Annotated in this window: 20 protein-coding genes and 1 tRNA gene; 18 read left to right on the top strand and 3 right to left on the bottom strand. The window is 63.3% G+C overall.

The genetic code is table 11. The features are described from left to right. Positions 1-66: 66 nt before the first annotated feature. The 16 genes from pyrH to aspA all read left to right on the top strand — a co-directional run bounded on the left by pyrH (position 67) and on the right by aspA (position 14,663). Positions 67-777, top strand: a complete 711-nt coding sequence (pyrH, locus tag RYL44_RS01640; RefSeq protein ID WP_073983204.1) for a UMP kinase — start codon at positions 67-69, stop codon at positions 775-777. Positions 778-815: 38 nt separating this feature from the next. Beyond that, entirely contained in the window at positions 816-1,373 is a 558-nt protein-coding gene (gene frr, locus RYL44_RS01635) for a ribosome recycling factor (RefSeq protein ID WP_073983205.1), read from the top strand. Further along, positions 1,373-2,284: a phosphatidate cytidylyltransferase gene (locus RYL44_RS01630; RefSeq protein ID WP_073983206.1), complete on the top strand. Its 912-nt coding sequence runs from the start codon at positions 1,373-1,375 to the stop codon at positions 2,282-2,284. Before frr ends, RYL44_RS01630 begins: the two co-directional genes overlap by 1 nt. Continuing rightward, on the top strand, positions 2,281-3,561 hold the full coding sequence (gene rlmN, locus RYL44_RS01625) for a dual-specificity RNA methyltransferase RlmN (RefSeq protein ID WP_314974879.1): 1,281 nt from the start codon (positions 2,281-2,283) through the stop codon (positions 3,559-3,561). The genes RYL44_RS01630 and rlmN overlap by 4 nt, the downstream gene beginning before the upstream one ends. Continuing rightward, on the top strand, positions 3,561-4,277 hold the full coding sequence (locus RYL44_RS01620; RefSeq protein ID WP_314974878.1) for a DivIVA domain-containing protein: 717 nt from the start codon (positions 3,561-3,563) through the stop codon (positions 4,275-4,277). Before rlmN ends, RYL44_RS01620 begins: the two co-directional genes overlap by 1 nt. Further along, positions 4,277-4,825 carry a DivIVA domain-containing protein gene (locus tag RYL44_RS01615; RefSeq protein ID WP_276739120.1) on the top strand — a complete coding sequence of 183 codons (549 nt, stop codon included), beginning with the start codon at positions 4,277-4,279 and terminating at the stop codon, positions 4,823-4,825. The genes RYL44_RS01620 and RYL44_RS01615 overlap by 1 nt, the downstream gene beginning before the upstream one ends. Further along, positions 4,825-6,096 (top strand): 1-deoxy-D-xylulose-5-phosphate reductoisomerase, encoded by a 1,272-nt coding sequence (dxr, locus tag RYL44_RS01610; protein ID WP_314974877.1) that lies wholly within the window; start codon positions 4,825-4,827, stop codon positions 6,094-6,096. Before RYL44_RS01615 ends, dxr begins: the two co-directional genes overlap by 1 nt. Positions 6,097-6,098: 2 nt before the next feature. Continuing rightward, the gene (locus tag RYL44_RS01605) at positions 6,099-7,340 is read left to right on the top strand and encodes a M50 family metallopeptidase (protein ID WP_073983210.1); all 1,242 of its coding nucleotides are present in this window, start codon (positions 6,099-6,101) and stop codon (positions 7,338-7,340) included. Between the two features lie 123 nt (positions 7,341-7,463). After that, positions 7,464-8,630, top strand: coding sequence for a flavodoxin-dependent (E)-4-hydroxy-3-methylbut-2-enyl-diphosphate synthase (gene ispG / locus RYL44_RS01600; RefSeq protein WP_314768290.1), 1,167 nt, complete (start codon positions 7,464-7,466; stop codon positions 8,628-8,630). A 19-nt stretch (positions 8,631-8,649) separates the two neighbouring features. Next, complete coding sequence (locus RYL44_RS01595) at positions 8,650-9,153, top strand: hypothetical protein (protein WP_073983211.1); 504 nt, start codon at positions 8,650-8,652, stop codon at positions 9,151-9,153. Between the two features lie 112 nt (positions 9,154-9,265). Further along, the gene (locus RYL44_RS01590) at positions 9,266-9,682 is read left to right on the top strand and encodes a hypothetical protein (protein ID WP_073983212.1); all 417 of its coding nucleotides are present in this window, start codon (positions 9,266-9,268) and stop codon (positions 9,680-9,682) included. A 75-nt stretch (positions 9,683-9,757) separates the two neighbouring features. Continuing rightward, a complete protein-coding gene (locus RYL44_RS01585; RefSeq protein WP_314974876.1) occupies positions 9,758-11,566 on the top strand; it encodes a proline--tRNA ligase in 1,809 nt (602 codons plus the stop codon). Position 11,567: 1 nt separating this feature from the next. After that, positions 11,568-12,059: a peptide deformylase gene (gene def / locus RYL44_RS01580; protein ID WP_073983214.1), complete on the top strand. Its 492-nt coding sequence runs from the start codon at positions 11,568-11,570 to the stop codon at positions 12,057-12,059. 173 nt (positions 12,060-12,232) lie between these two features. Continuing rightward, on the top strand, positions 12,233-12,736 hold the full coding sequence (locus tag RYL44_RS01575; protein WP_073983215.1) for a DUF3145 domain-containing protein: 504 nt from the start codon (positions 12,233-12,235) through the stop codon (positions 12,734-12,736). Next, a complete protein-coding gene (locus RYL44_RS01570; RefSeq protein WP_314974875.1) occupies positions 12,736-13,116 on the top strand; it encodes an acyl carrier protein in 381 nt (126 codons plus the stop codon). The genes RYL44_RS01575 and RYL44_RS01570 overlap by 1 nt, the downstream gene beginning before the upstream one ends. Before the next feature lie 134 nt (positions 13,117-13,250). Next, positions 13,251-14,663, top strand: a complete 1,413-nt coding sequence (gene aspA / locus RYL44_RS01565) for an aspartate ammonia-lyase (RefSeq protein ID WP_073983217.1) — start codon at positions 13,251-13,253, stop codon at positions 14,661-14,663. 77 nt (positions 14,664-14,740) lie between these two features. On the opposite strand, the gene RYL44_RS01560 is transcribed toward aspA, so the two are convergent. Together RYL44_RS01560 and aceE are read right to left on the bottom strand one after the other, a co-directional pair. Next, complete coding sequence (locus tag RYL44_RS01560; RefSeq protein ID WP_314974874.1) at positions 14,741-15,310, bottom strand: flavin reductase; 570 nt, start codon at positions 15,308-15,310, stop codon at positions 14,741-14,743. Positions 15,311-15,475: 165 nt separating this feature from the next. Further along, the gene (gene aceE, locus RYL44_RS01555) at positions 15,476-18,223 is read right to left on the bottom strand and encodes a pyruvate dehydrogenase (acetyl-transferring), homodimeric type (RefSeq protein WP_314974873.1); all 2,748 of its coding nucleotides are present in this window, start codon (positions 18,221-18,223) and stop codon (positions 15,476-15,478) included. 324 nt (positions 18,224-18,547) lie between these two features. Between aceE and RYL44_RS01550 the strand changes: the two genes are divergently transcribed. Continuing rightward, entirely contained in the window at positions 18,548-18,949 is a 402-nt protein-coding gene (locus RYL44_RS01550) for a DUF3052 domain-containing protein (protein WP_073983219.1), read from the top strand. Positions 18,950-19,049: 100 nt separating this feature from the next. Then, a tRNA-Val gene (locus tag RYL44_RS01545) sits at positions 19,050-19,123 on the top strand. A 69-nt stretch (positions 19,124-19,192) separates the two neighbouring features. On the opposite strand, the gene RYL44_RS01540 is transcribed toward RYL44_RS01545, so the two are convergent. Then, the coding region (locus RYL44_RS01540) for a tetratricopeptide repeat protein (protein WP_314974872.1) at positions 19,193-19,706 on the bottom strand (514 nt) is incomplete at its 5' end.

The raw sequence follows: 19,706 nt of genomic DNA, 5'->3' as shown, positions 1-19,706 counted from the left end.
CTTTTACCAGGTAGTATGGTTCCGAACCGTTCCGCCCGCCCTGGGCCGTCATAAAGGAGAAGCGTCATGTCGACGAAGCGCCGCGTTTTGCTCAAGCTTTCCGGAGAGGCATTCGGAGGTGGGTCGATCGGCTTGGATCCCAAGGTCGTGCGAAACATTGCTGAGCAGGTGGCCACGGCGGTGCGTGAGGGCGTGCAGGTCGCGATTGTTGTCGGGGGAGGCAATTTCTTCCGTGGGGCGCAGCTGGCGCGTGAGGGCCTCGAGCGTTCCCGCGCGGACTACATGGGCATGCTCGGAACCGTGATGAACGCTCTCGCCCTGCAGGACTTTATCGACCAGGCCGGTGTTCCTGCGCGCGTCCAGACTGCGATCACGATGGCGCAGGTTGCTGAACCCTACCTACCGCTGCGGGCGATTCGTCACCTGGAGAAGGACCGCGTTGTCGTGTTCGGCGCAGGCGCTGGCCTGCCCTACTTCTCGACGGATACCGTCTCAGCTCAACGTGCCTTGGAAATTCACTGTGATGAACTGCTGGTTGCCAAGAACGGTGTGGACGGCGTCTATGATGACGACCCGAATAAGAACCCCAACGCGCATCGTTTTGACACGCTGACCTACTCGGAAGCGTTGCGTCGTGACCTGAAGGTGATCGACGGATCGGCTTTGGCTCTGTGTCGAGATAATGGACTCACGACGCGTATCTTCGGTATGAGCGGTGACGGAGCCGTCACCCGCGCGCTGATGGGCGCTGAAATCGGTACCCTAGTGACGGCGTGATATAACCTTCACAGACCACTGACGTTAAGGAGCACATAGTGATCGACGATATTCTCCTCGAGGCTGAGGACAAGATGGACAAGGCTGTCGAGTCGGCCAGGCACGAGTTTACGAACATTCGTACGGGACGAGCGACATCCGCGATGTTCGAGCAGTTGCCGGTGGACTACTACGGCGCGCCCACACCGATGCAACAGCTCGCGAGTTTCCAGATTCCTGAGGCTCGTACGGTCCTGATCTCTCCCTTTGACCGCACTGCGACACAGGAGATCATTCGCACGCTGCGCGAGTCCGACCTGGGTGTGAACCCCACGGATGACGGCAATGTCGTGCGCGTGGTCCTGCCCGCCCTCACTGAGGAGCGCCGTAAAGAGTACGTGAAGCAGGCTAAGAGCAAGGCAGAGGAAGGCCGTGTTTCTGTGCGCGGTGTGCGCCGCAAGGCAAAGGATCAGCTTGATCGTCTGAAGAAGGATGGCGAGGCTTCTGAGGACGATGTTGAGCGCGCAGAGAAGAACCTTGATGCGATGACGAAGTCACACACGGAGCAAATCGACAAGATGCTCGCGACGAAGGAAAGCGAATTGCTGACGATCTGATGGCGTCAACGGATCCTTCACTGCTTGCTCGCATTTTCTCCCCGGGCCCCACACGCGACGATCATCCCGCGAGTGGGGCGACGGGGAAGGCCGGGCGTAATCTTACGCAGGCGATCACAACGGCTGTTGTCCTGATCGCCGCCGTTGCGGTCCCCCTGTTTACGTCGCTTTCTGCGTTCGTCGGGGTGATCGGTTTTGTCTGCCTGATTGGCATTTGGGAGTTGGCGGGTGCGTTCGCGCGCATGGGCATCACCCTGGCTGTGACTCCTCTGTACGTGGGCGCGATCGGTATGGTGACGTGTGCCTGGTGGCTGGGCAGCGAGGGTATGCTTTTCGCCCTGTATATCACTGTGTTCGTCTGTGCGGCGTGGAGATTGCTCGATCGGCGCCGTGCGTCGCGCATGAGCGATGTCGTTTCGACGACGTTCACCGCCGTGTACGTGCCTTTCTTGGCTTCGTTTGTCGTGTTGATGCTGGCTGCGTGGCGTAATCCGTGGGTCTTCGTGGTCTTCGAACTGATGGTCATTGCCAACGATACGGGCGGCTGGGCTGCCGGAGTGATGTTCGGGAAGCATCCGATGGCTCCTGCGTTGTCTCCGAAGAAGTCGTGGGAGGGTTTCGCGGGTTCCGCATTGACTGCTGTCGGCGTTGGGTGCGTCGGTCTGTGGCTGCTGGGTGCCGCCTGGTGGTGGGGCATTATTGCTGGCGTGTCGATTGCTTTCGTTGGAACGATGGGAGACCTGACGGAGTCTCTTGTGAAGCGTGAGGCTGGCCTCAAAGACATGTCGCAGCTTCTGCCTGGGCATGGTGGTGTTCTCGACCGAGTGGACGCGCTGCTGATGAGTGCGCCGGTCGCTTACTTCATTTTTGCGTGGGCGCTGCCGGGTATTTCTTGGGAGTCCAGTCATTGAGCCAGTTGACTAAGGGGTGCCGCGCACCGCAGGGTTTTGATTCCGACGTTGCCGCAGCCTCGTCTGCGTCCCGCCGGGGGACACGCCGCGAGGTCCGTCCGACGGACCAGCCGCCGGAGGGTGCGACGCATGAGGGCGCTAAGCCTGTTCTGTCTTTTACCGCTAAGCGCAGGGGTAAAGCTCCGTCGCACTTGGCGGATTTGGATGCGGCTGGGCGTAAGCAGGTGCTGAAAGACTTAGGACTGCCGGCGTTTAGGGCTGATCAGCTGTCGCGTCATTATTTCACTCACTTTGAGGCGGATCCGGAGCGGATGAGTGACATCCCAGCTGGTATGCGCGCGCAGGTGCGTGAGGCGCTTCTGCCGGTGCTGGTGTCGAAGGTCGTTTCACTTCAGGCTGATGGTGGTCGAACGATCAAGGACCTGTGGAGTCTGTATGACGGAGCCCAGGTTGAGTCGGTCCTGATGCGCTACCCGCACCGCACGACACTGTGTGTCTCCTCTCAGGCTGGCTGCGGGATGGCGTGCCCGTTTTGTGCGACCGGGCAGATGGGGTTGACCCGTAACTTGTCGACGGCTGAGATTGTCGATCAGGTTCGTTATGCGCAGGCTTCGTGCCGTGACGGTGTGCTGGCAGGCGGCCCTACGACGCTGTCGAACGTTGTTTTCATGGGTATGGGTGAGCCGCTCGCTAACTACAAGACCGTCGTTGGTGCGCTTCATCGCTTGATTGATCCGGCTCCCGAGGGTTTTGGGATGAGTGCTCGCAACGTCACGGTGTCGACGGTTGGTTTGGTTCCTGCTATTAGGAAGCTGGCGCGGGAGGGGCTGGCGGTGACGCTGGCGGTGTCTTTGCACGCCCCGGATGATGACCTTCGTGATGAGCTGATTCCAATCAATTCGCGGTGGAAGGTGGGGGAGCTTTTGGATGCTGCTCGCGCTTACTTTTTGGCGACGGGGCGACGCGTATCGATTGAGTACGCTCTTATTAAGGACATGAATGATCAGGAGTGGCGTGCTCAGTTGTTGGCGGATGAGCTTAATAGACGAGGCCATGGCTGGGTTCACGTGAATCCGATTCCTTTAAATCCGACGCCGGGTTCCATTTGGACGGCGTCGACCAGGCGTGCTCAGGATGCGTTTGTTCAGTGTCTGCGCGACAACGGGATTGCGACCTCTATCCGTGATACGCGTGGGTCTGATATTGATGGTGCGTGTGGTCAGTTGGCAACGGCGGTGGCCCAGGGTAAGCGGGTCACCGGAAAGGGGCAGGTGTGATGGTGGCAGAGTTTTCGCGTACTTTTTTACGTGAGGGGTACGACATGAGCGAGGTTCGCGCGTTTCTCGCTGATGTTGAGCGCACTCTCGCGGGTCAGGCGACGGATGACGAGCACATCGTGACTGCTCAAAAAGCGACGGAGATCGAGTTTTCTGTTAAGTTCCGGGGCTTTGACATGGAGCAAGTCGATGCTGAGATTGATCGACTGATTGGCGTTTTACGTGGGCTGGATCGTGCGCGTGAGTGGGAAGGCGAGCGAGAGGATGACAGGGACGCGAGTGCTGATGCCTCGGCCGCTGGTGTGGGCAAGCTCGCAGTGGCGTCTGCGGCCTCGTCCGCATCCGTCCAGCCCCCGTCCGCATCCGTCCAGCCCCCGTCCGCATCCGTCCAGCCCCCGTCCGTATCCGTCCAGCCCCCGAGTGTGGCCGGGGTCCCTGCGCCTGACGTTGGTGTGCCCGTTCCTGATGCACAGCAGGCGGGGACCCTGGCGGCTCCGGTGTCCATGCCCTCGCGCGAGTCGTTCGTCGTCCCCGTTCACAGCTCGGATGTGGGCGCGTCACTCGTTCCGGGGGCTTTCAAGGCTGACCGCGTGCGTGATGCGTTGGTGGACGATTCGCCGATCACGACTGTTGTGGATCAGGTGGCCGCGCAGTTTGGCACCCAGGAGGCTGTCGATGAGATTCTTCGTTCCATGACTCAAGGTAAGGAGCAATGATGACTGAGTTCCCTAAGGTTGGTTTTTTCTCGAAGGGCTACCACCGCGGTCAGGTTGATGCGTTCTTTGAGGATGCGCGCCGGGCGTACGAGGGTGGTGTTCCTCCCGAGCAGTTCAGCGCGGAGCAGGTTCGTTTGGCGACGTTCGAACTCACACGCCGTGGTTACGACATTGAGGCTGTGGACGGCGCGATGAATCGCTTGGAGGCGGCGTTCGTTAACCGTGACCGCGCTGATTCTGTGGCGGTTGAGGGTGAGGCTGCATGGTATGACCGTATCGCTGATCGCGCGACTACTCTGTATCCGCGCCTTCAGCGCCCCCGCGGGGAGCGTTTTGCTCATCCCACTAGTGGGCGCGGTTATGACTGCGAGGCGGTAGATGATTTGCTTGACCGCATTGCCGCTTACTTCGACGAGGCCGGGGAGCTGACTGCGAATGAGATTCGCATGGCGACCTTCCGCCCTAAGCGTGGCAAGAAGGCCTACGCCGAGGGGCCGGTGGACGCCTACCTGGGGCGCGCGATCGAGATCTTGCTCGCGGTCGACTGATGTCTGACCATCACGTGTTCGGGGTGGATCCCATCCCCGTTGTTCTGCTGGGCTCGACCGGCTCGATCGGCACGCAGGCCCGCGAGGTCATCGAAGCGAACCGGGGCCGTTTCGACGTGTTGGGTGTGAGCGCTGGCGGTTCGTCGATCGCCGAGCTTGCCGCGCAGGTCCTTGCCTTGAATCCCGCGTTCGTCGGTGTGGCTCGAGACGTGCGCGCGGAACTGGCTGCTGCCGTGGAGTCGATGGGCGGCACGTGCCCGGAGGTGTTCGTCGGCGAGGACGCCTCGGTCGAGGTCGTGTGTGCTTCGGTGCAGCGTGCGGAGGAGCTGTATCCGAGCGCGACTCCCGTGGTCCTCAACGGCATTACGGGTGGCGTGGGGTTGTCGTCGACGCTCGCGGCGCTGCGCTGCGGCGCCCGCCTGGCGTTGGCGAACAAGGAGTCGCTGGTCGTGGGCGGCGCGCTGGTGAAGAACGCGATGCGTTTCCCGGGGCAGATCGTTCCGGTGGATTCGGAGCACTCGGCGATCGCGCAGGCCCTGGCTTCGGGCGTGCATGAGCGCGGACTGACGTCGCCGGTGGTGTCGGGGCGCTCGGAGGTCGCTGACCTGGTTCTGACTGCTTCGGGCGGGCCTTTCCGCGGTCGTACGCGCGACCAGCTGCGCGGGGTGCGCGCGGCGCAGGCGCTGGCTCACCCGACCTGGGACATGGGGCCGGTGGTGACGATTAATTCCTCCACGCTCATCAACAAGGGTCTGGAGCTGATCGAGGCCCACTTGCTTTTTGACGTGGAGCCGGAGCATATTGTGGCGACGGTTCACCCGCAGTCGATCGTGCACTCGATGGTCACGTGGCGCGACGGGGCGACGACGCTGCAGGCCTCCCCTCCGGATATGCGCTTGCCGATCGCGTTGGGGCTGACGTGGCCCGAGCGCCTCGATGGCGTGGAGGAGCCCCTGACGTGGGGCAATCCCTCGCGGTGGACGTTTGAGCCGGTGGATGACCAGACGTTCCCGGCGATTGATCTGGCGCGCTTTGCCGTGGGCGCCTCGGCTACGCACCCTGCGGTGCTCAACGCCGCGAATGAGGTGATGGTCGACGCCTTCATCAAGGGCATCGTTCCGTGGCTCGCGATCGTCGACACCGTCTCAGCGGTCGTGGGTGAGCATGAGGGGGTCGCGGACCCCTCGATGGAGGATATTGTGGCCGTGCAGCGCTGGGCGGATCGGCGCGCACGCGAGTGTGTCGCGGCTGGCCAATGGAAGGATTTGTGAGCGTGGGTTCTATCGTCGGTATCGTCGTCATCATCGTGGGGATTTTGGCGTCGGTGGCGTTGCACGAGGTGGGGCACATGCTGCCCGCTAAGAAGTTCGGCGTCCTGGTGCCGGATTATGCGGTTGGTTTTGGTCCGGCCCTGTGGAAGAAGAAGATCGGGGATACGACGTACGCGCTGCGTGCGATTCTGCTTGGCGGCTATGTGAAGATCGTCGGCATGTACGCGCCGGCGCGCCCGGGCACGCGCCTGGTGGGGCGGGGCGGTAAGCCGACGCTCGCTCAGGAGGCTCGCGAGGCCTCGGCGGAGGAGATCCCCGAGGGGCAGGAGCATCGCGCGTTCTACCTGCTCAGTGCGCCCAAGAAGATTGTCGTGATGCTGGGCGGGCCCCTCATGAACCTGCTGATCGCGATTGTGCTCAGCGCCGTGACGATGATCGGGATCGGTGCCCCCACCGCCTCGCGCACCATTGCGGCCGTGCCAGCGACAATCTCTACGTCCTCTGGTGAGGTTGCTTCTCCTGCCTACGAGGCGGGGGTGCGTCCCGGGGACACGGTGGAGGCGTGGAACGGGCAGCCGGTCACTACCTTCGCGGAGCTTCAGCAGGCCGTGGGCGCGACCCCCGAGGGCGAGTCCGCGACTCTGACGGTTGAGCGTGACGGTGGACGCGTGGATCTCACGGTCACGCCGGTGACGGGCGCCCAGGGTGCGCGTTACGTGGGTGTGACAGCGAGCTACGAGTATGTGTCGGCCTCGCCCGCGGATGTCATCCACGCTGACTGGCAGATGTTCACTGGAACGGCTTCGGTTGTTGTGCGTTTGCCCCAGGCTGTGTGGCAGGTGGCTCGCTCGGTGTTCACTGATGAGCAGCGTGACGCGAGTGGCGTTGTGTCGGTCGTGGGCGTGGGCCGTATGGCTGGAGAAGTAACCGGTGATTCGCAGGCGTTGGGTTTGCGTGACACTCGTCAGGTGATAGCTGTTCTACTGAGTTTGCTCGCGTCGTTGAACATGGCGCTCTTCGTTTTTAATTTGATCCCGTTGCCACCGTTGGATGGTGGACACATCCTGGGCGCTGTCTATGAGGGTGTACGGCGCCAGGTTGCGCGTGTGCGCGGCGCACAGGATCCTGGTCCCGCCGACACAGCTCGGCTGGTTCCCCTCACGTGGGTGGTTGGGGGTTTGCTTGTTGCTATGAGTGTGGTGTTGATCGTCGCTGACATCGTCAAGCCCGTTTCGATTGGCTAAGCGGGTGTCGCGCCCGCTGTGGTGGGAGTGGGGAAAGCGACCCTTCCCACGTGGCTGCCGTCCGCGTGGGAAGGAATCGCCCGGGTGCGCGATAATGGGCGGGTGAGTGAAATCAATCTTGGTATGCCTTCAGTGGCTTCGTCGCCGTTTCCGCGCAAGCAGACGCATCGCCTGATGGTGGGAGATGTTCCTGTGGGCGGGGGCGCGCCTGTGTCTGTTCAGTCCATGACGACGACGAAGACGCATGATGTTGGCGCGACGCTGCAGCAGATTGCGGAGCTGACTGCCGCGGGCTGTGACATTGTCCGCGTGGCGTGCCCGACGGATAAGGATGCCGAGGCGCTGCCGATTATCGCGAAGCAGTCCCGTATCCCCGTCATCGCGGACATCCACTTCAAACCGAAGTATGTGTTCCAGGCGATCGAGGCGGGCTGCGGCGCCGTGCGCGTGAACCCGGGCAATATTCGCAAGTTCGACGACCAGGTGAAGGACATTTGCAAGGCTGCTTCTGATCACGGTGTTTCGTTGCGTATCGGCGTGAACGCGGGATCGTTGGATCCGCGCCTGCTGAAGAAGTACGGTCGTGCCACGCCCGAGGCCTTGGTTGAGTCGGCAATCTGGGAGGCTTCCCTCTTCGAGGAGAATGATTTCCACGACTTCAAGATCTCGGTCAAGCACCACGACGTGCTGACGATGGTCCAGGCCTATCGCATGTTGTCGGAGGCGGGGGATTGGCCGTTGCACCTGGGCGTGACGGAGGCTGGTCCGGCTTTCCAAGGCACCATCAAGTCCGTGTCTGCTTTCTCGATCCTGCTCGCCGAGGGCATTGGTGACACGATCCGTGTTTCCCTGTCCGCCCCTCCCGTCGAGGAGGTGAAGGTGGGCACCAAGATGCTGGAGTTTTTGGGCCTGCGCGATAAGACACTCGAAATTGTGTCCTGCCCGTCGTGCGGACGCGCCCAGGTGGACGTGTGGACGTTGGCCGAAAACGTCACCGAGGGGTTGAAGGACTTGAGTGTTCCGCTGCGCGTGGCCGTCATGGGTTGTGTCGTCAATGGTCCGGGCGAGGCACGTGAGGCCGACCTGGGTGTTGCGTCCGGCAACGGCAAGGGTAAGATTTTTATCCGTGGCGAGGTCGTGGAGACCGTTCCCGAGGATCAGATCGTCGAAACACTGATCCGTCGCGCAAACGCGCTGGCTGAAGAACTTGGCCTCGAACCCGGGTCGGGTACCGTTGAGGTTGCCCCCATCGCCACTCCCGATGTTAAGCTTCCGGGCATTGACTGCTGAGAACTCTAAGGAATTTCCGATGCGTTTTCGTACTTTTGTGTGTCTGTCCCTGCTCGGCGGCGCGTGCGCTCTGGCAGCGAGTGGATTCCCGCGTCGCATTGGCCTGACGGCATCGCAGGCTGACGTGTCGCTGCCCGGTGATCTGCTGCTTCCGGGCGCGAATGTCGTCGTTGATCGCGGAGTCTCAATTGATGCCCCCGCTTCCGTTGTGTGGGATGTGTTGGGGCATGCCTTCGAGCCTGCGGATGAGTCAACGATCATCGACATTGAGGACGGGGACCACGTCCTTATGCGGGTGGCCGCACCCTCTGCACCCGAGGGAGCCCCGGCCTCGGGAACGTGCGTGATTGCCCTGCTGCCCCTGTCTCCTTCACGCACCTTGCTTCATATTCGCGAGCGTCACCAGGCCTTCGGGCGCGAACGCGCGCTTGTGTGGGCCGGTGTTGCCGCAGAGTCGCTTTCGTCGCTGTCCATGCTGCGAGATTTGCGCGACGCGTGCGTGGCGCACGTGTCCGGCGCCTGACTCGCTCGATGCCACTGCTCCTCGGATGGCGCGCTCATCCCCGCGGTGTTGTAGTATCGAACTACACGCAACGCCGATGGGGATGTTGCGCTCTTAGAAGGAGGGGGATGGGATGGTCCTCAGTTCCGCCGCGCTGCTCGCCGTTGTTGGTCTACTCATTGCGCTCTTGTGGGCATGGGTATGGTCGGGGCTTTTTGCGAGCGCAAGGCGTGTCGCGATGCGCCTGGATTTGCGCGGTGGATCGACCAACGCGGAAGTGAACCGTGTTGTATGGCCGCTCGTGCCTCTTCTCTCCCTCGTGTGGTTCGTGACCGCCCACCTGGTGAGTCACGAGGTTGCTGGCACCGACACGACGGGGTCGTGCGCGCTGCTGCTCGGCCTCTTTGGCGTCATGATTGCGGTTGCGATTCAATCCCTGTACCTGGGTGGGCTTCCTGAGTGGGCGTACCCGGGCTGGATGGCGCGTCGCTATTATGCGGCCCACCCGCATGCGCGCGAGCGAGAGCTGGGGGCCGGTGCTCTGATCTGAGGGGTGGCGCCCTGATGCGTGTTGACACGGCTGTGCCGCTGGCCTTCAAAGCCGCGCGTGCCGTACTCTTGGACCATGCTTCGAAATCTCTCGACTTTCTTCTTGCGGACCCTGCGTGAAGACCCGGCCGACGCCGAAGTCAATTCGCATAAGCTTCTGGTTCGCGCCGGTTATGTTCGCCGCTGTGCTCCGGGTATTTACACCTGGCTTCCTCTCGGTCTGCGCACGCTACGCAAGATCGAGGCGATTGTTCGTGAGGAGATGGACGCGATGGGCGCTCAGGAGGTGCACTTCCCGGGCCTGATCCCCGCCGAGCCCTACAAGGCGACGAACCGCTGGGAGGAGTACGGCCCGACGCTGTTCAAGCTCAATGACCGTAAGGGCGGCGACTACCTGCTGGCTCCCACCCACGAGGAGATGTTCACCCTCCTGGTCAAGGACATGTACTCCTCGTACAAGGACCTGCCCGCGACGCTCTACCAGATTCAGACGAAGTACCGCGACGAGGCGCGCCCCCGCGCTGGCCTGATCCGCGGCCGCGAGTTCGTCATGAAGGATGCCTACTCTTTCGACATTGACGACCAGGGCTTGGACGCCTCCTATCAGGCTGAGCGTGACACCTACGAGCGCATTTTCCAGCGTCTGGGCCTGCGCTACGTCATTGTTTCCGCGATGAGTGGCGCGATGGGCGGTTCTCGCTCGGAGGAGTTCTTGCATCCTTCGCCGATCGGCGAGGATACGTTCGTGGCGTCCCCGGGCGGCTACGCTGCCAACGCCGAGGCCGTGACGACTCCTGTCCCCGAGGCCGTCGATGCGTCCGGCGTGCCCGCGCCCGTGGAGGTCCCCACGCCCGATGCCCCCACGATCGAGGCGCTCGTCGATCTGCTCAACGTTTCGTACCCGCGCGATGATCGTCCCTGGACCGCTGCCGACACGCTGAAGAACGTCGTCGTGACGCTCACCCACCCGGACGGGCAGCGTGAGCTCCTCGTCGTGGGCGTGCCCGGCGACCGCGACGTCGACATGAAGCGCCTCGAGGCCGCGGTGGCCCCCGCCGAGGTCGAGATGGCGTCGGATTCGGATTTCGAGCCGCACCCCGAGCTGGTGCGCGGCTACATCGGCCCCACGGTGCTGGGCCCCAACTCGCCGAAGCGCGTTGTGGATGAGGAAGGTAACGCCTCCGGTTCCGTGCGCTACCTGGTCGATCCCCGCGTCGTTGAGGGAACCGCCTGGGTGACGGGCGCGAACGCCGAGCAGCGTCACGTCCTGAACCTGGTCATGGGCCGCGACTTCACGGCTGACGGGACGATTGAGGCCGCCGAGGTGCGCGAGGGTGACCTGGCCCCCGACGGTTCGGGTCCCCTCCATCTGGAGCGTGGCATCGAGATCGGCCACATCTTCCAGCTGGGCCGCAAGTACGCCAAGGCCCTGGGCCTGACCGTCCTCGACGAGAACGGCAAGACCCAGGTCGTGACCATGGGTTCCTACGGCATCGGCGTCACCCGCGTCATGGCGGCCCTGGCTGAGGCGAACTGCGACGACAAGGGCCTGAGCTGGCCCGCGCAGATTGCGCCCTTCGACGTGCACGTCCTGGCCACCGGCAAGGGCGACGAGGTCTTCGAGACCGCACAGTCTTTGGGCGAGCAGCTTGACGCGGCCGGCCTGGATGTCCTGGTGGACGACCGCCGTAAGGTCAGCGCGGGCGTGAAGTTCAAGGATTACGAGCTCGTGGGCGTGCCCTTCGGTCTGGTCGTGGGCCGGTCGCTGGCCGACGGCCAGGTCGAGATCCGCGTGCGCGCCACCGGTGAGACGATGGTGGTGCCCGTCGAGGAGGCCGTCGAGCGACTGCGCGAGGCCCACGCGGCGGCCCTGAAGGGGGAGTGACATGGCTATTCGTCCCATCCGCATTATCGGCGACCCGGTTCTGCGCACCGTGTGTGACCCGATCACGGAGATCACGCCGAGCGTGAAGGCTCTCGTCGAGGACCTGCTCGAGGGCGTCGACATGGACGGGCGCGCGGGTCTCGCCGCCAACCAGATCGGCGTGAGCCTGCGTGCCTTCTCCTGGAACATCGACGGGGACATCGGCTACGTACTCAACCCCCGCATCGTCGCACTGAGCGAAGATGAGTACCAGGACGGAGACGAGGGCTGCCTGTCGGTCCCTGACCTGTGGTACCCGACCGAGCGTGCCTGGTATGCGCGCTGCGAAGGCACAGACCTGGACGGCAAGAAGGTTGTCGTCGAGGGCGAGGAGCTCATGGCTCGCTGCATCCAGCACGAGTGCGACCACCTGGACGGCCACATCTACATCGATCGTCTGGATCGCCCGACTCGAAAGAAGGCGCTGCGAGACATTCGCAAAGCTGGCTTCTGAGCTAGTCCCAGCGGTCATAGCGTGAGAACGTGCCGAACAATGGAGTGCATTGTTCGGCGCGTTCCACTATCCTGTAAATACATCGTGTGTGCCGATTAGGCACAGTTCATTGCTACTCGCGGCTACCTAGGACGTAGGGGAAGACGATCCTGACAAAGCCAACAGGAGGAACAATGAGAGGGTCATACACCCGCGGTGTACTTTTCGTGCACTCAACACCGCCCGCTCTGTGCCCGCACATCGAGTGGGCGCTGGGTACCGCGCTCGGCCAGGAGGTTCGCCTCCAATGGTCGGATCAGGAAGCGGCGCCGGGCATGGTTCGCTGCGAGTTTTCGTGGGTGGGACCGATCGGCTCGGGCGCTCGTTTGGCGTCTGCTCTGCGCGGATGGGAACACCTGCGCTACGAGGTGACGGAGGAAGCCACGGCCTCGAGCGACGGCGGTCGCTGGTGTCATACTCCTTCGCTGGGTATCTTCCACTCGCAGATGGACACCGTCGGTAACGTGGTAGTCCCGGAGGATCGTATCCGTGCCGCTATGAAGTCCGCCACCAACTACCAGGAACTGCGCGAGGGCCTCGACCTGGCGCTCGGCCAGGCCTGGGATGACGAGCTGGAGTCTTTCCGCCATGCCGGAGCTGGAGCGCCCGTGCGCTGGCTCAACAACAGGGTGGGCTGATGGGGTCCATCGCTGACCTGTTGGGCGACCAGCTGCGTGCAGGCTTAGCGCAGCTGGTCGATCCCGCGCCGGATGGCGATGCTGTCAGCCCTGCCCAGGCCTCGTCTATCGACGCGATGGGGGAGAGCGCGACCGCGGAGGAACGAGCACGCGAAACGGCCATGGAGGCTGTTCTCGATGAAAGCGGCATAGACCCAGCGGATGCCCGCGCTGAGCTGACGCTGCGACGGGACCTGGACATGGACGACGTGGCGCTGTACGCCGTCGTTGCGCGCGTCGAACGCGAGGCGAAGGTGGGCTTCAGCGACGCACAGATCGAGGGGTGGCAGACTCTCGGGGACCTACTGGGCGCCGTCGCGAATGGTGCTTGTCATGACTGACGCAAGCGCTCGTTAGGGTAGCGTCAAGGACCTTCCCGAGATTCGTAAAGTTCCTGACAGTCAAGGACTTCCGGCCTACCATGGAGGCGGATCGCCGGGGAGTCCCCGGCTACACTCCTACGGAAGGAACGACGTTGACCCGCACCGAAGAGGACCTGCTCGGCACACGCGAAGTACCTGATGACGCGTATTGGGGCATCCACACACTACGAGCCATTGAGAACTATCAGATCTCTGGCCGAACTATCAATGAAGCACCCGAATTGATTCGCGCATTCGCGCAAGTGAAAAAGGCATGCGCCTTAGCAAACATGCAACTCAAGGCGATGAAGCCTGTGAAGGCTGAGGCAATTATCGCCGCGTGCGATGAGATCATCGAAAACGGTCGCTGCATGGATCAGTTCCCCGTCGACCAGTTCCAGGGCGGCGCAGGAACCTCCGTGAACATGAACGCGAACGAGGTCATCGCGAATCTTGCACTCGAGATTCTGGGGGAGCCTAAGGGGCGCTACGACGTCATTAATCCAAACGATCACGTTAACCGCTCACAGTCGACGAACGATGCCTACCCGACGGCCTTCCGCATCGCCCTGTGGCGCAAGGTGAATCGCCTGCGCAAGGCCATCGACGAGCTTGCCGACGCTTTTGATGAGAAAGGCGCGGAGTTCCGTAACATCCTGACGATGGGACGCACGCAGCTCCAGGACGCCGTCCCGATGTCGCTGGGCAGAGAGTTCTCTGCGTTCGCGCACACGCTGCGTGAGGAGGACGAACGCCTTGTCAACAACGCGGAACTGCTCCTGGAGACGAACTTGGGTGCCACCGCGATCGGCACGGGCCTGAACACTCCGGACGGCTACCAACAGGTTGTTGTGCGCCACCTGCGTCGCATCACGGGAGCGCGTGTTGTCGGCTCCCCGGACCTGCTCGAAGCGACATCCGATACGGGTGCCTACGTGTCCATGCACGCCACGATTAAGCGCAGCGCGGTGAAACTATCGAAGGTCTGCAACGATCTGCGTCTGCTCGCGTCGGGTCCGCGAGCTGGCCTCAACGAAATCAACTTGCCGAAGATGGCGGCTGGTTCATCGATCATGCCGGCGAAGGTCAATCCTGTGATTCCCGAGGTGGTTAACCAGGTGTGCTTCAAGGTGATCGGCAACGACCAGACCGTCACCATGGCGGCCGAGGCCGGCCAACTTCAGCTCAATGTCATGGAACCTGTCATCGCTCAGGCCCTTATTGAGTCGATCAACCTGTTGGTCAACGCCTGCGATACGCTGCGTGAGCGCTGCGTCACGGGAATCACGGCGAACGAAGAAGTGTGCCGCTCCTACGTGGAGAACTCCATCGGCATCGTCACCTACTTTAACGACGTGATCGGCCACCACCTGGGCGACGTCGTCGGTAAGCGGGCTGCGGCCGAGGGTAAGACGATCCGTGAGGTGATCCACGAGATGGAACTTCTCTCCGAGTCCGAGGTGGAGCGTATTCTCTCCCCTGAGAACCTCGCGCACCCGAAGTATGCGGGCAGTGAGGAGGAATAAGCCCTCCGTGGTGCCGTTGTGAATCGACGAGGCCGGGGAACCCGCGTGGGCCACGGCCTCGTCGTTTGACGCCGCCGCTAGGGCAGGAGGGATTCCTTGAAGGGGCGGACGAAGGTGCCGAAGCGCTCCACCCGGTCCGAGAAGTAACGGTAGATGCGTCTGCGGGCATCACCCACGTATTCGACGGCGTGCAGTTCCTCGTAGCGGAAGCGGCCTTGCTCGTCGATGAGTGGGGAGTCAACGAGACGCTGGATGATCTCGCAGCGGAAATGCGTGTAGGTGCCGTCCTCCGTGGCCTCTAGGACGCGGCACAGGAGGCTCATTTGGGAATCGTCGAGGACGGGGATGCCGTCGTGGTCGCTTGATGGAACGCGCGCGTCGGCGAGCTTGTGCCCACCCGAGACGGTGCCCGCGTACTCGAATAAGCCCATGGCCTCGGCTCCGAAAAGATTGAGCGAACACACGCCCGAGCGCTTGATCGAGCGTGCGGCGTGCGTGGTGGAGTCGCAGCCGATCATCACCATCTGGCCGAGCGAATACGACGAGGATCCCGTCGTGATGCCGACTCCCACTTCCTCATCGGGATAGGCCAGGACGTAGACGGGAAAGCCGTAATAGAACTTCTCAGCGTCGTAGGGAACGAGCATGGTCCTATTGTCCTCCTCTCACCGGGGAGTGGCGGGTTCATCCCATGCTTGAACGGGCGGCGTGGCCAATTCACGACGGCGCGGGGCCGGGGAACCCGCGTGGGAACCCCGGCCCCGTCAGTTGTCGTTAGGCGCTTCGGTGGAGGAAGAGGCGCCTAGCGGCGCTCACTCCTCGCCGGCGTGATCTGAGCCTGCGATGGCGTAGTTGAACAGGTCGTACTTCGCGATCGCTTGGCCGACGACCGACGGGTCGACCTGGCCTTTGTCGGCGAGGGCAGCCAGTGTGCGCACGACCATCGACTCGGCGTCGATGTGGTACCAGCGGCGGGCAGCACGGCGCGTGTCTGAGAAACCGAAGCCGTCCGCACCGAGCACGTGGTAGTCGCCGGGGACCCACTGACGGATCTGGTCGGGCAGCATACGGTCGAAGTCCGAGGACGCCACGAAGGGGCCCTCGCGACCCGCGAGCTTGGCCGACACGTAGGGCGTGCGGCGCGGTGCGGTGGGGTGCAGGAAGTTGTGCTCCTCGGCGTCCAGGCCGTCGCGGCGCAGCTCGTTCCACGAGGTCACGGACCACACGGCGGCGTCCACGCCCCAGTCGCGGGCCAGCAGCTCGCGGGCCTCGCGCGCCCACGGCACGCCGACGCCGGAGGCGAGCAGCTGAGCCTTGGGGCCACCGAAGTTCTGGTGCTCATCGACGTTGTAGATGCCCTTGACGATGCCCTCGACGTCCACGTTCTCCGGCTCGGCCGGCTGGTGGATCGGCTCGTTGTACACGGTGATGTAGTACATGACGTTCGGGTCGCGGCCGCCCGCATCACCGTACATGCGCTGCAGGCCGTCCGCCATGATGTGGCGGATCTCGTAGGCGTAGGCCGGGTCGTAGGACACAAACGCGTGGTTGGTGGCGGCCAGGACCTGAGAGTGGCCGTCCATGTGCTGCAGGCCCTCGCCCGCGAGCGTGGTGCGCCCGGCGGTCGCGCCGATGACGAAGCCCTTGGTGAGCTGGTCGCCGGCGGCCCAGAACTGGTCGCCCGTACGCTGGAATCCGAACATCGAGTAGAAGATGTAGATCGGCACCATCGGTAGGTCGTGCGTGGCGTACGCCGTGCCGACGACCTGGAAGGCGGCGGCCGAGCCGGCTTCGGTGATGCCCGTGTGCAGGATGCGGCCCTGCTCGGACTCACGGTAGGACAGCATCATGTCCGCGTCGACGGGCGTGTAGGACTGGCCGGTCGTGTTGAAGATCTTCGCCGACGGGAAGATCGCGTCCAGGCCGAAGGTGCGGGCCTCGTCGGGGATGATTGGCACGAAGTACTTGCCGGCCTGCTTGTCCTTCATGAGGTCCTTGATGAGGCGCACGAGCGCCATGGTCGTGGCGACCTCGAGCTTGCCGGAGCCCTTGGACAGCGCTTCAAAGGGGCGGGTGGGCAGGGTGGGGAGCTTGGGCGCACGGTCGGCGCGGCGCTCGGGCACCCAGCCGCCGAGGATCTCGCGGCGCTCCTTCATGTACTGCAGGGCCGGGTGGTCGGCCGGCGGCATGTAGTACGGGGGCATGTAGGGGTCGCGTTCGAGTTCTTCGTCCGTGATCGGGATCTGGAGGCGGTCGCGCAGCTGCTTGGCGTCCCCGAGTGTCAGCTTCTTCATCTGGTGCGTCGAGTTACGGCCGGCGAAGTGCGTGCCGAGCGCGTAGCCCTTGATGGTGTGGGCGAGGACGACGGTCGGCTGGCCGGTGTGCTCCATGGCGGCCTTGTAGGCCGCGTAGACCTTGCGGTAGTCGTGGCCGCCGCGCTTGAGTTCCCAGAGCTGGTCGTCGGTCCAGTTCTTGACCATTTCTTTGGTGCGCGGGTCGCGGCCGAAGAAGTGCTCGCGCACGTAGGCGCCGTCGTTCGCGCGGAAGGTCTGGTAGTCGCCGTCCAGGGTTTCGTTCATGACGTGGACGAGGGCGTCGTCCTTGTCGGCGGCGAGGAGCTGGTCCCAGCCACGGCCCCAGATGACCTTGATGACGTTCCAGCCGGCACCCTTGAAGAAGGCCTCGAGCTCCTGGATGATCTTGCCGTTGCCGCGCACCGGGCCGTCGAGACGCTGCAGGTTGCAGTTGATGACGAAGGTCAGGTTGTCCAGGCGCTGCTGGGCGGCGAGCTGGAGCATGCCGCGGGACTCGGGTTCGTCCATTTCACCGTCGCCGATGAAGGCCCAGGTGTGCTGCTGGGAGGTGTCCTTGATGCCGTTCATGTGCAGGTAGCGGTCGAACCACGCCTGGTAGATGGCTTCGGCGGGCCCTAGGCCGAGCGATACGGTGGGGAATTCCCAGAAGTGGTCGAGTTGGCGCGGGTGCGGGTAGGAGGGCAGGCCGTGAGCGGTGGAGACCTGCTGGCGGAAGCCGTCCATTTCTTCTTCGGAGAGGCGTCCTTCGAGGAAGGCGCGCGCGTAGGGGCCGGGGGAGGCGTGGCCTTGGAAGAAGACGTGGTCTCCGCCGCCGGGGTGGTCTTTGCCGCGGAAGAAGTGGTTGAGGCCGACTTCGTAGAGGGTGGCGACGGATGCGTAGGAGGAGATGTGTCCGCCGACCTTGACGCCGGGGCGCTGGGCGCGCGTGACCTGGACGGCGGCGTTCCAGCGGATCCAGCGGCGGTATTCGCGTTCCATGGCTTCGTCGCCGGGGAAGTACGGTTCTTGGTCAACGGGGATGGTGTTGACGTAGGGGGTGGTGTATTCCTGGGGGAGTTGAACGCCGTTGCGGCGCGCTTCGTCCAGCATGTGCAGCAGGATGTAGCGCGCGCGGGGGCCGCCTTTTTCGTTGATGAGTCCGGTCAGGGACTCGACCCATTCGGCGGTCTCCTGGGGGTCGTTGTCGGGGACTTGGGGGATCAGTCCGTTGACGACGACGGGGCGTGACTCGTGGAGTTGGCTCACGGTGTACCTTCTCGCTTGACTCGGAGCTGCGACGTGCAGCGTTCGTGGGCAGTGTCTTCGATCGACACCGCGCATATCGGGACTATTGTCCCACTTCTGGTGTGGCTTTGCGAGCGTTTGCTAGTGAGCGCATGTATGAGGTGCATATCACCGCTGATGGCTGTGTTGTGTGGGAGTAAATGCGCTGGTCAGAGGGGTGATGCCGTGCGGGGCTGTTTCGGCTGGTGTTATCCCTTGCATTCGACCTGCTTTCATGCCCTAGGATGAAGGCGTGAACGTTGATATGACACTGAGCGCCAGCTCGTTGATGGGTGGTGCTGCGTGATGGCAGTGAGCCTGGGTTTTGCGTCCGATGCGATCGTGCAGGAGTTCTACGTCGATGACGACGTGGATCAGGGTGTGCGTGACGCGGTTGAAGGGGAGACGGGGCATCCGCTCGTTGACGTCGATTACGCGGACGTCGTGGATGGTGCGATCGTCTGGTGGCGCGCGGATGACGCCGAGGAGGAGGATCTTGCGGACGTCCTGGTGGACGCCATGTCGAACTTGGATGACGGGGGCTTGATTTGGGTCTTGATTCCTAAGCCGGGGCGTTCTAATTCGGTGCGCGTGGGCGACGTGGAGGAGGCCGCGGAGATCGCGGGCTTGCACGCGACGACGTCGACGGCGTTGGGGCAGGACTGGGCGGGTGTGCGCTTGACCGCGCGTCCGCGTTCGCGTCGCTAGTTTCGTCGACGAGGCCTGGGTGGGGCGGCGCTGTCCTGCGTCGTGTCGCTCGGCTTCGGATGACCGTGCGTGCCTGATCTGGTAGATTGGCGCGTGCGTGGGGCCTTTAGCTCAGTTGGTTAGAGCGTCTGGTTTACACCCAGAAGGTCATCGGTTCGAGCCCGGTAGGGCCCACAAACGGCGGGGGCCGGAAGCAACAGCTTCCGGCCCCTCGGCGTGTTTTAGTGGATTGCGCCTCGTGAGTTAGTCCTCCTGCTCGCGCTCCTCGTTTGCTGAGTCCTCTGCTTGTTGCTCGAGCTCGCGCTTGGCTGCTTCGAGGTTCTCGCGTACCGTCGCGGTCAGCGGGTGGTCGGGTCCGAGGATACGCAGGCAGTCGGCGCAGACCGCCTGCCATCGCATAATGGCCTCGGTGAGGCGGCCCGCCGCATGGTACGCGCTTGCGAGGTTGTTGCGCGAGGTCAAGGTGTCGGGGTGGTCCTCGCCCAGGACGCGTGTGTGGTCGGTGAGGACCTGCTCGTACAGGGCGATGGCCTCCTCAAGGCGGCCCGCTGACCCGTATGCGACTGCGAGGTTGTTGCGCGAGGCCAGGGTGTGGGGGTGGTCCTCGCCCAGGACGCGTGTGTGGTCGGTGAGGACTTGCTCGAATAGGGCGATGGCCTCGGTGAGGCGGCCCGCTGACTCGTATGCGTCTGCGAGGTTGTTGCGCGAGGTCAGGGTGTGGGGGTGGTCCTCGCCCAGGACGCGTGTGTGGTCGGTG

Origin of the sequence: Actinomyces bouchesdurhonensis (assembly GCF_963540955.1) — a bacterium.
In the GTDB taxonomy this organism is placed as follows: domain Bacteria; phylum Actinomycetota; class Actinomycetes; order Actinomycetales; family Actinomycetaceae; genus Pauljensenia; species Pauljensenia bouchesdurhonensis.
The sequence above is the reverse complement of the archived record's forward strand: the minus strand, read 5'-3'. Positions and strand labels throughout refer to the sequence as shown.

Coding starts and splice junctions, on each gene's coding strand:
- dxr (WP_314974877.1), top strand. CDS start 4,825: ATGTCTGACCATCACGTGTTCGGGGTGGATCCCATCCCCGTTGTTCTG.
- RYL44_RS01595 (WP_073983211.1), top strand. CDS start 8,650: ATGCGTTTTCGTACTTTTGTGTGTCTGTCCCTGCTCGGCGGCGCGTGC.
- pyrH (WP_073983204.1), top strand. CDS start 67: ATGTCGACGAAGCGCCGCGTTTTGCTCAAGCTTTCCGGAGAGGCATTC.
- RYL44_RS01630 (WP_073983206.1), top strand. CDS start 1,373: ATGGCGTCAACGGATCCTTCACTGCTTGCTCGCATTTTCTCCCCGGGC.
- RYL44_RS01620 (WP_314974878.1), top strand. CDS start 3,561: ATGGTGGCAGAGTTTTCGCGTACTTTTTTACGTGAGGGGTACGACATG.
- RYL44_RS01560 (WP_314974874.1), bottom strand. CDS start 15,310: ATGCTCGTTCCCTACGACGCTGAGAAGTTCTATTACGGCTTTCCCGTC.
- def (WP_073983214.1), top strand. CDS start 11,568: ATGGCTATTCGTCCCATCCGCATTATCGGCGACCCGGTTCTGCGCACC.
- RYL44_RS01575 (WP_073983215.1), top strand. CDS start 12,233: ATGAGAGGGTCATACACCCGCGGTGTACTTTTCGTGCACTCAACACCG.
- ispG (WP_314768290.1), top strand. CDS start 7,464: ATGCCTTCAGTGGCTTCGTCGCCGTTTCCGCGCAAGCAGACGCATCGC.
- RYL44_RS01615 (WP_276739120.1), top strand. CDS start 4,277: ATGACTGAGTTCCCTAAGGTTGGTTTTTTCTCGAAGGGCTACCACCGC.
- RYL44_RS01585 (WP_314974876.1), top strand. CDS start 9,758: ATGCTTCGAAATCTCTCGACTTTCTTCTTGCGGACCCTGCGTGAAGAC.
- RYL44_RS01550 (WP_073983219.1), top strand. CDS start 18,548: ATGGCAGTGAGCCTGGGTTTTGCGTCCGATGCGATCGTGCAGGAGTTC.
- RYL44_RS01590 (WP_073983212.1), top strand. CDS start 9,266: ATGGTCCTCAGTTCCGCCGCGCTGCTCGCCGTTGTTGGTCTACTCATT.
- RYL44_RS01570 (WP_314974875.1), top strand. CDS start 12,736: ATGGGGTCCATCGCTGACCTGTTGGGCGACCAGCTGCGTGCAGGCTTA.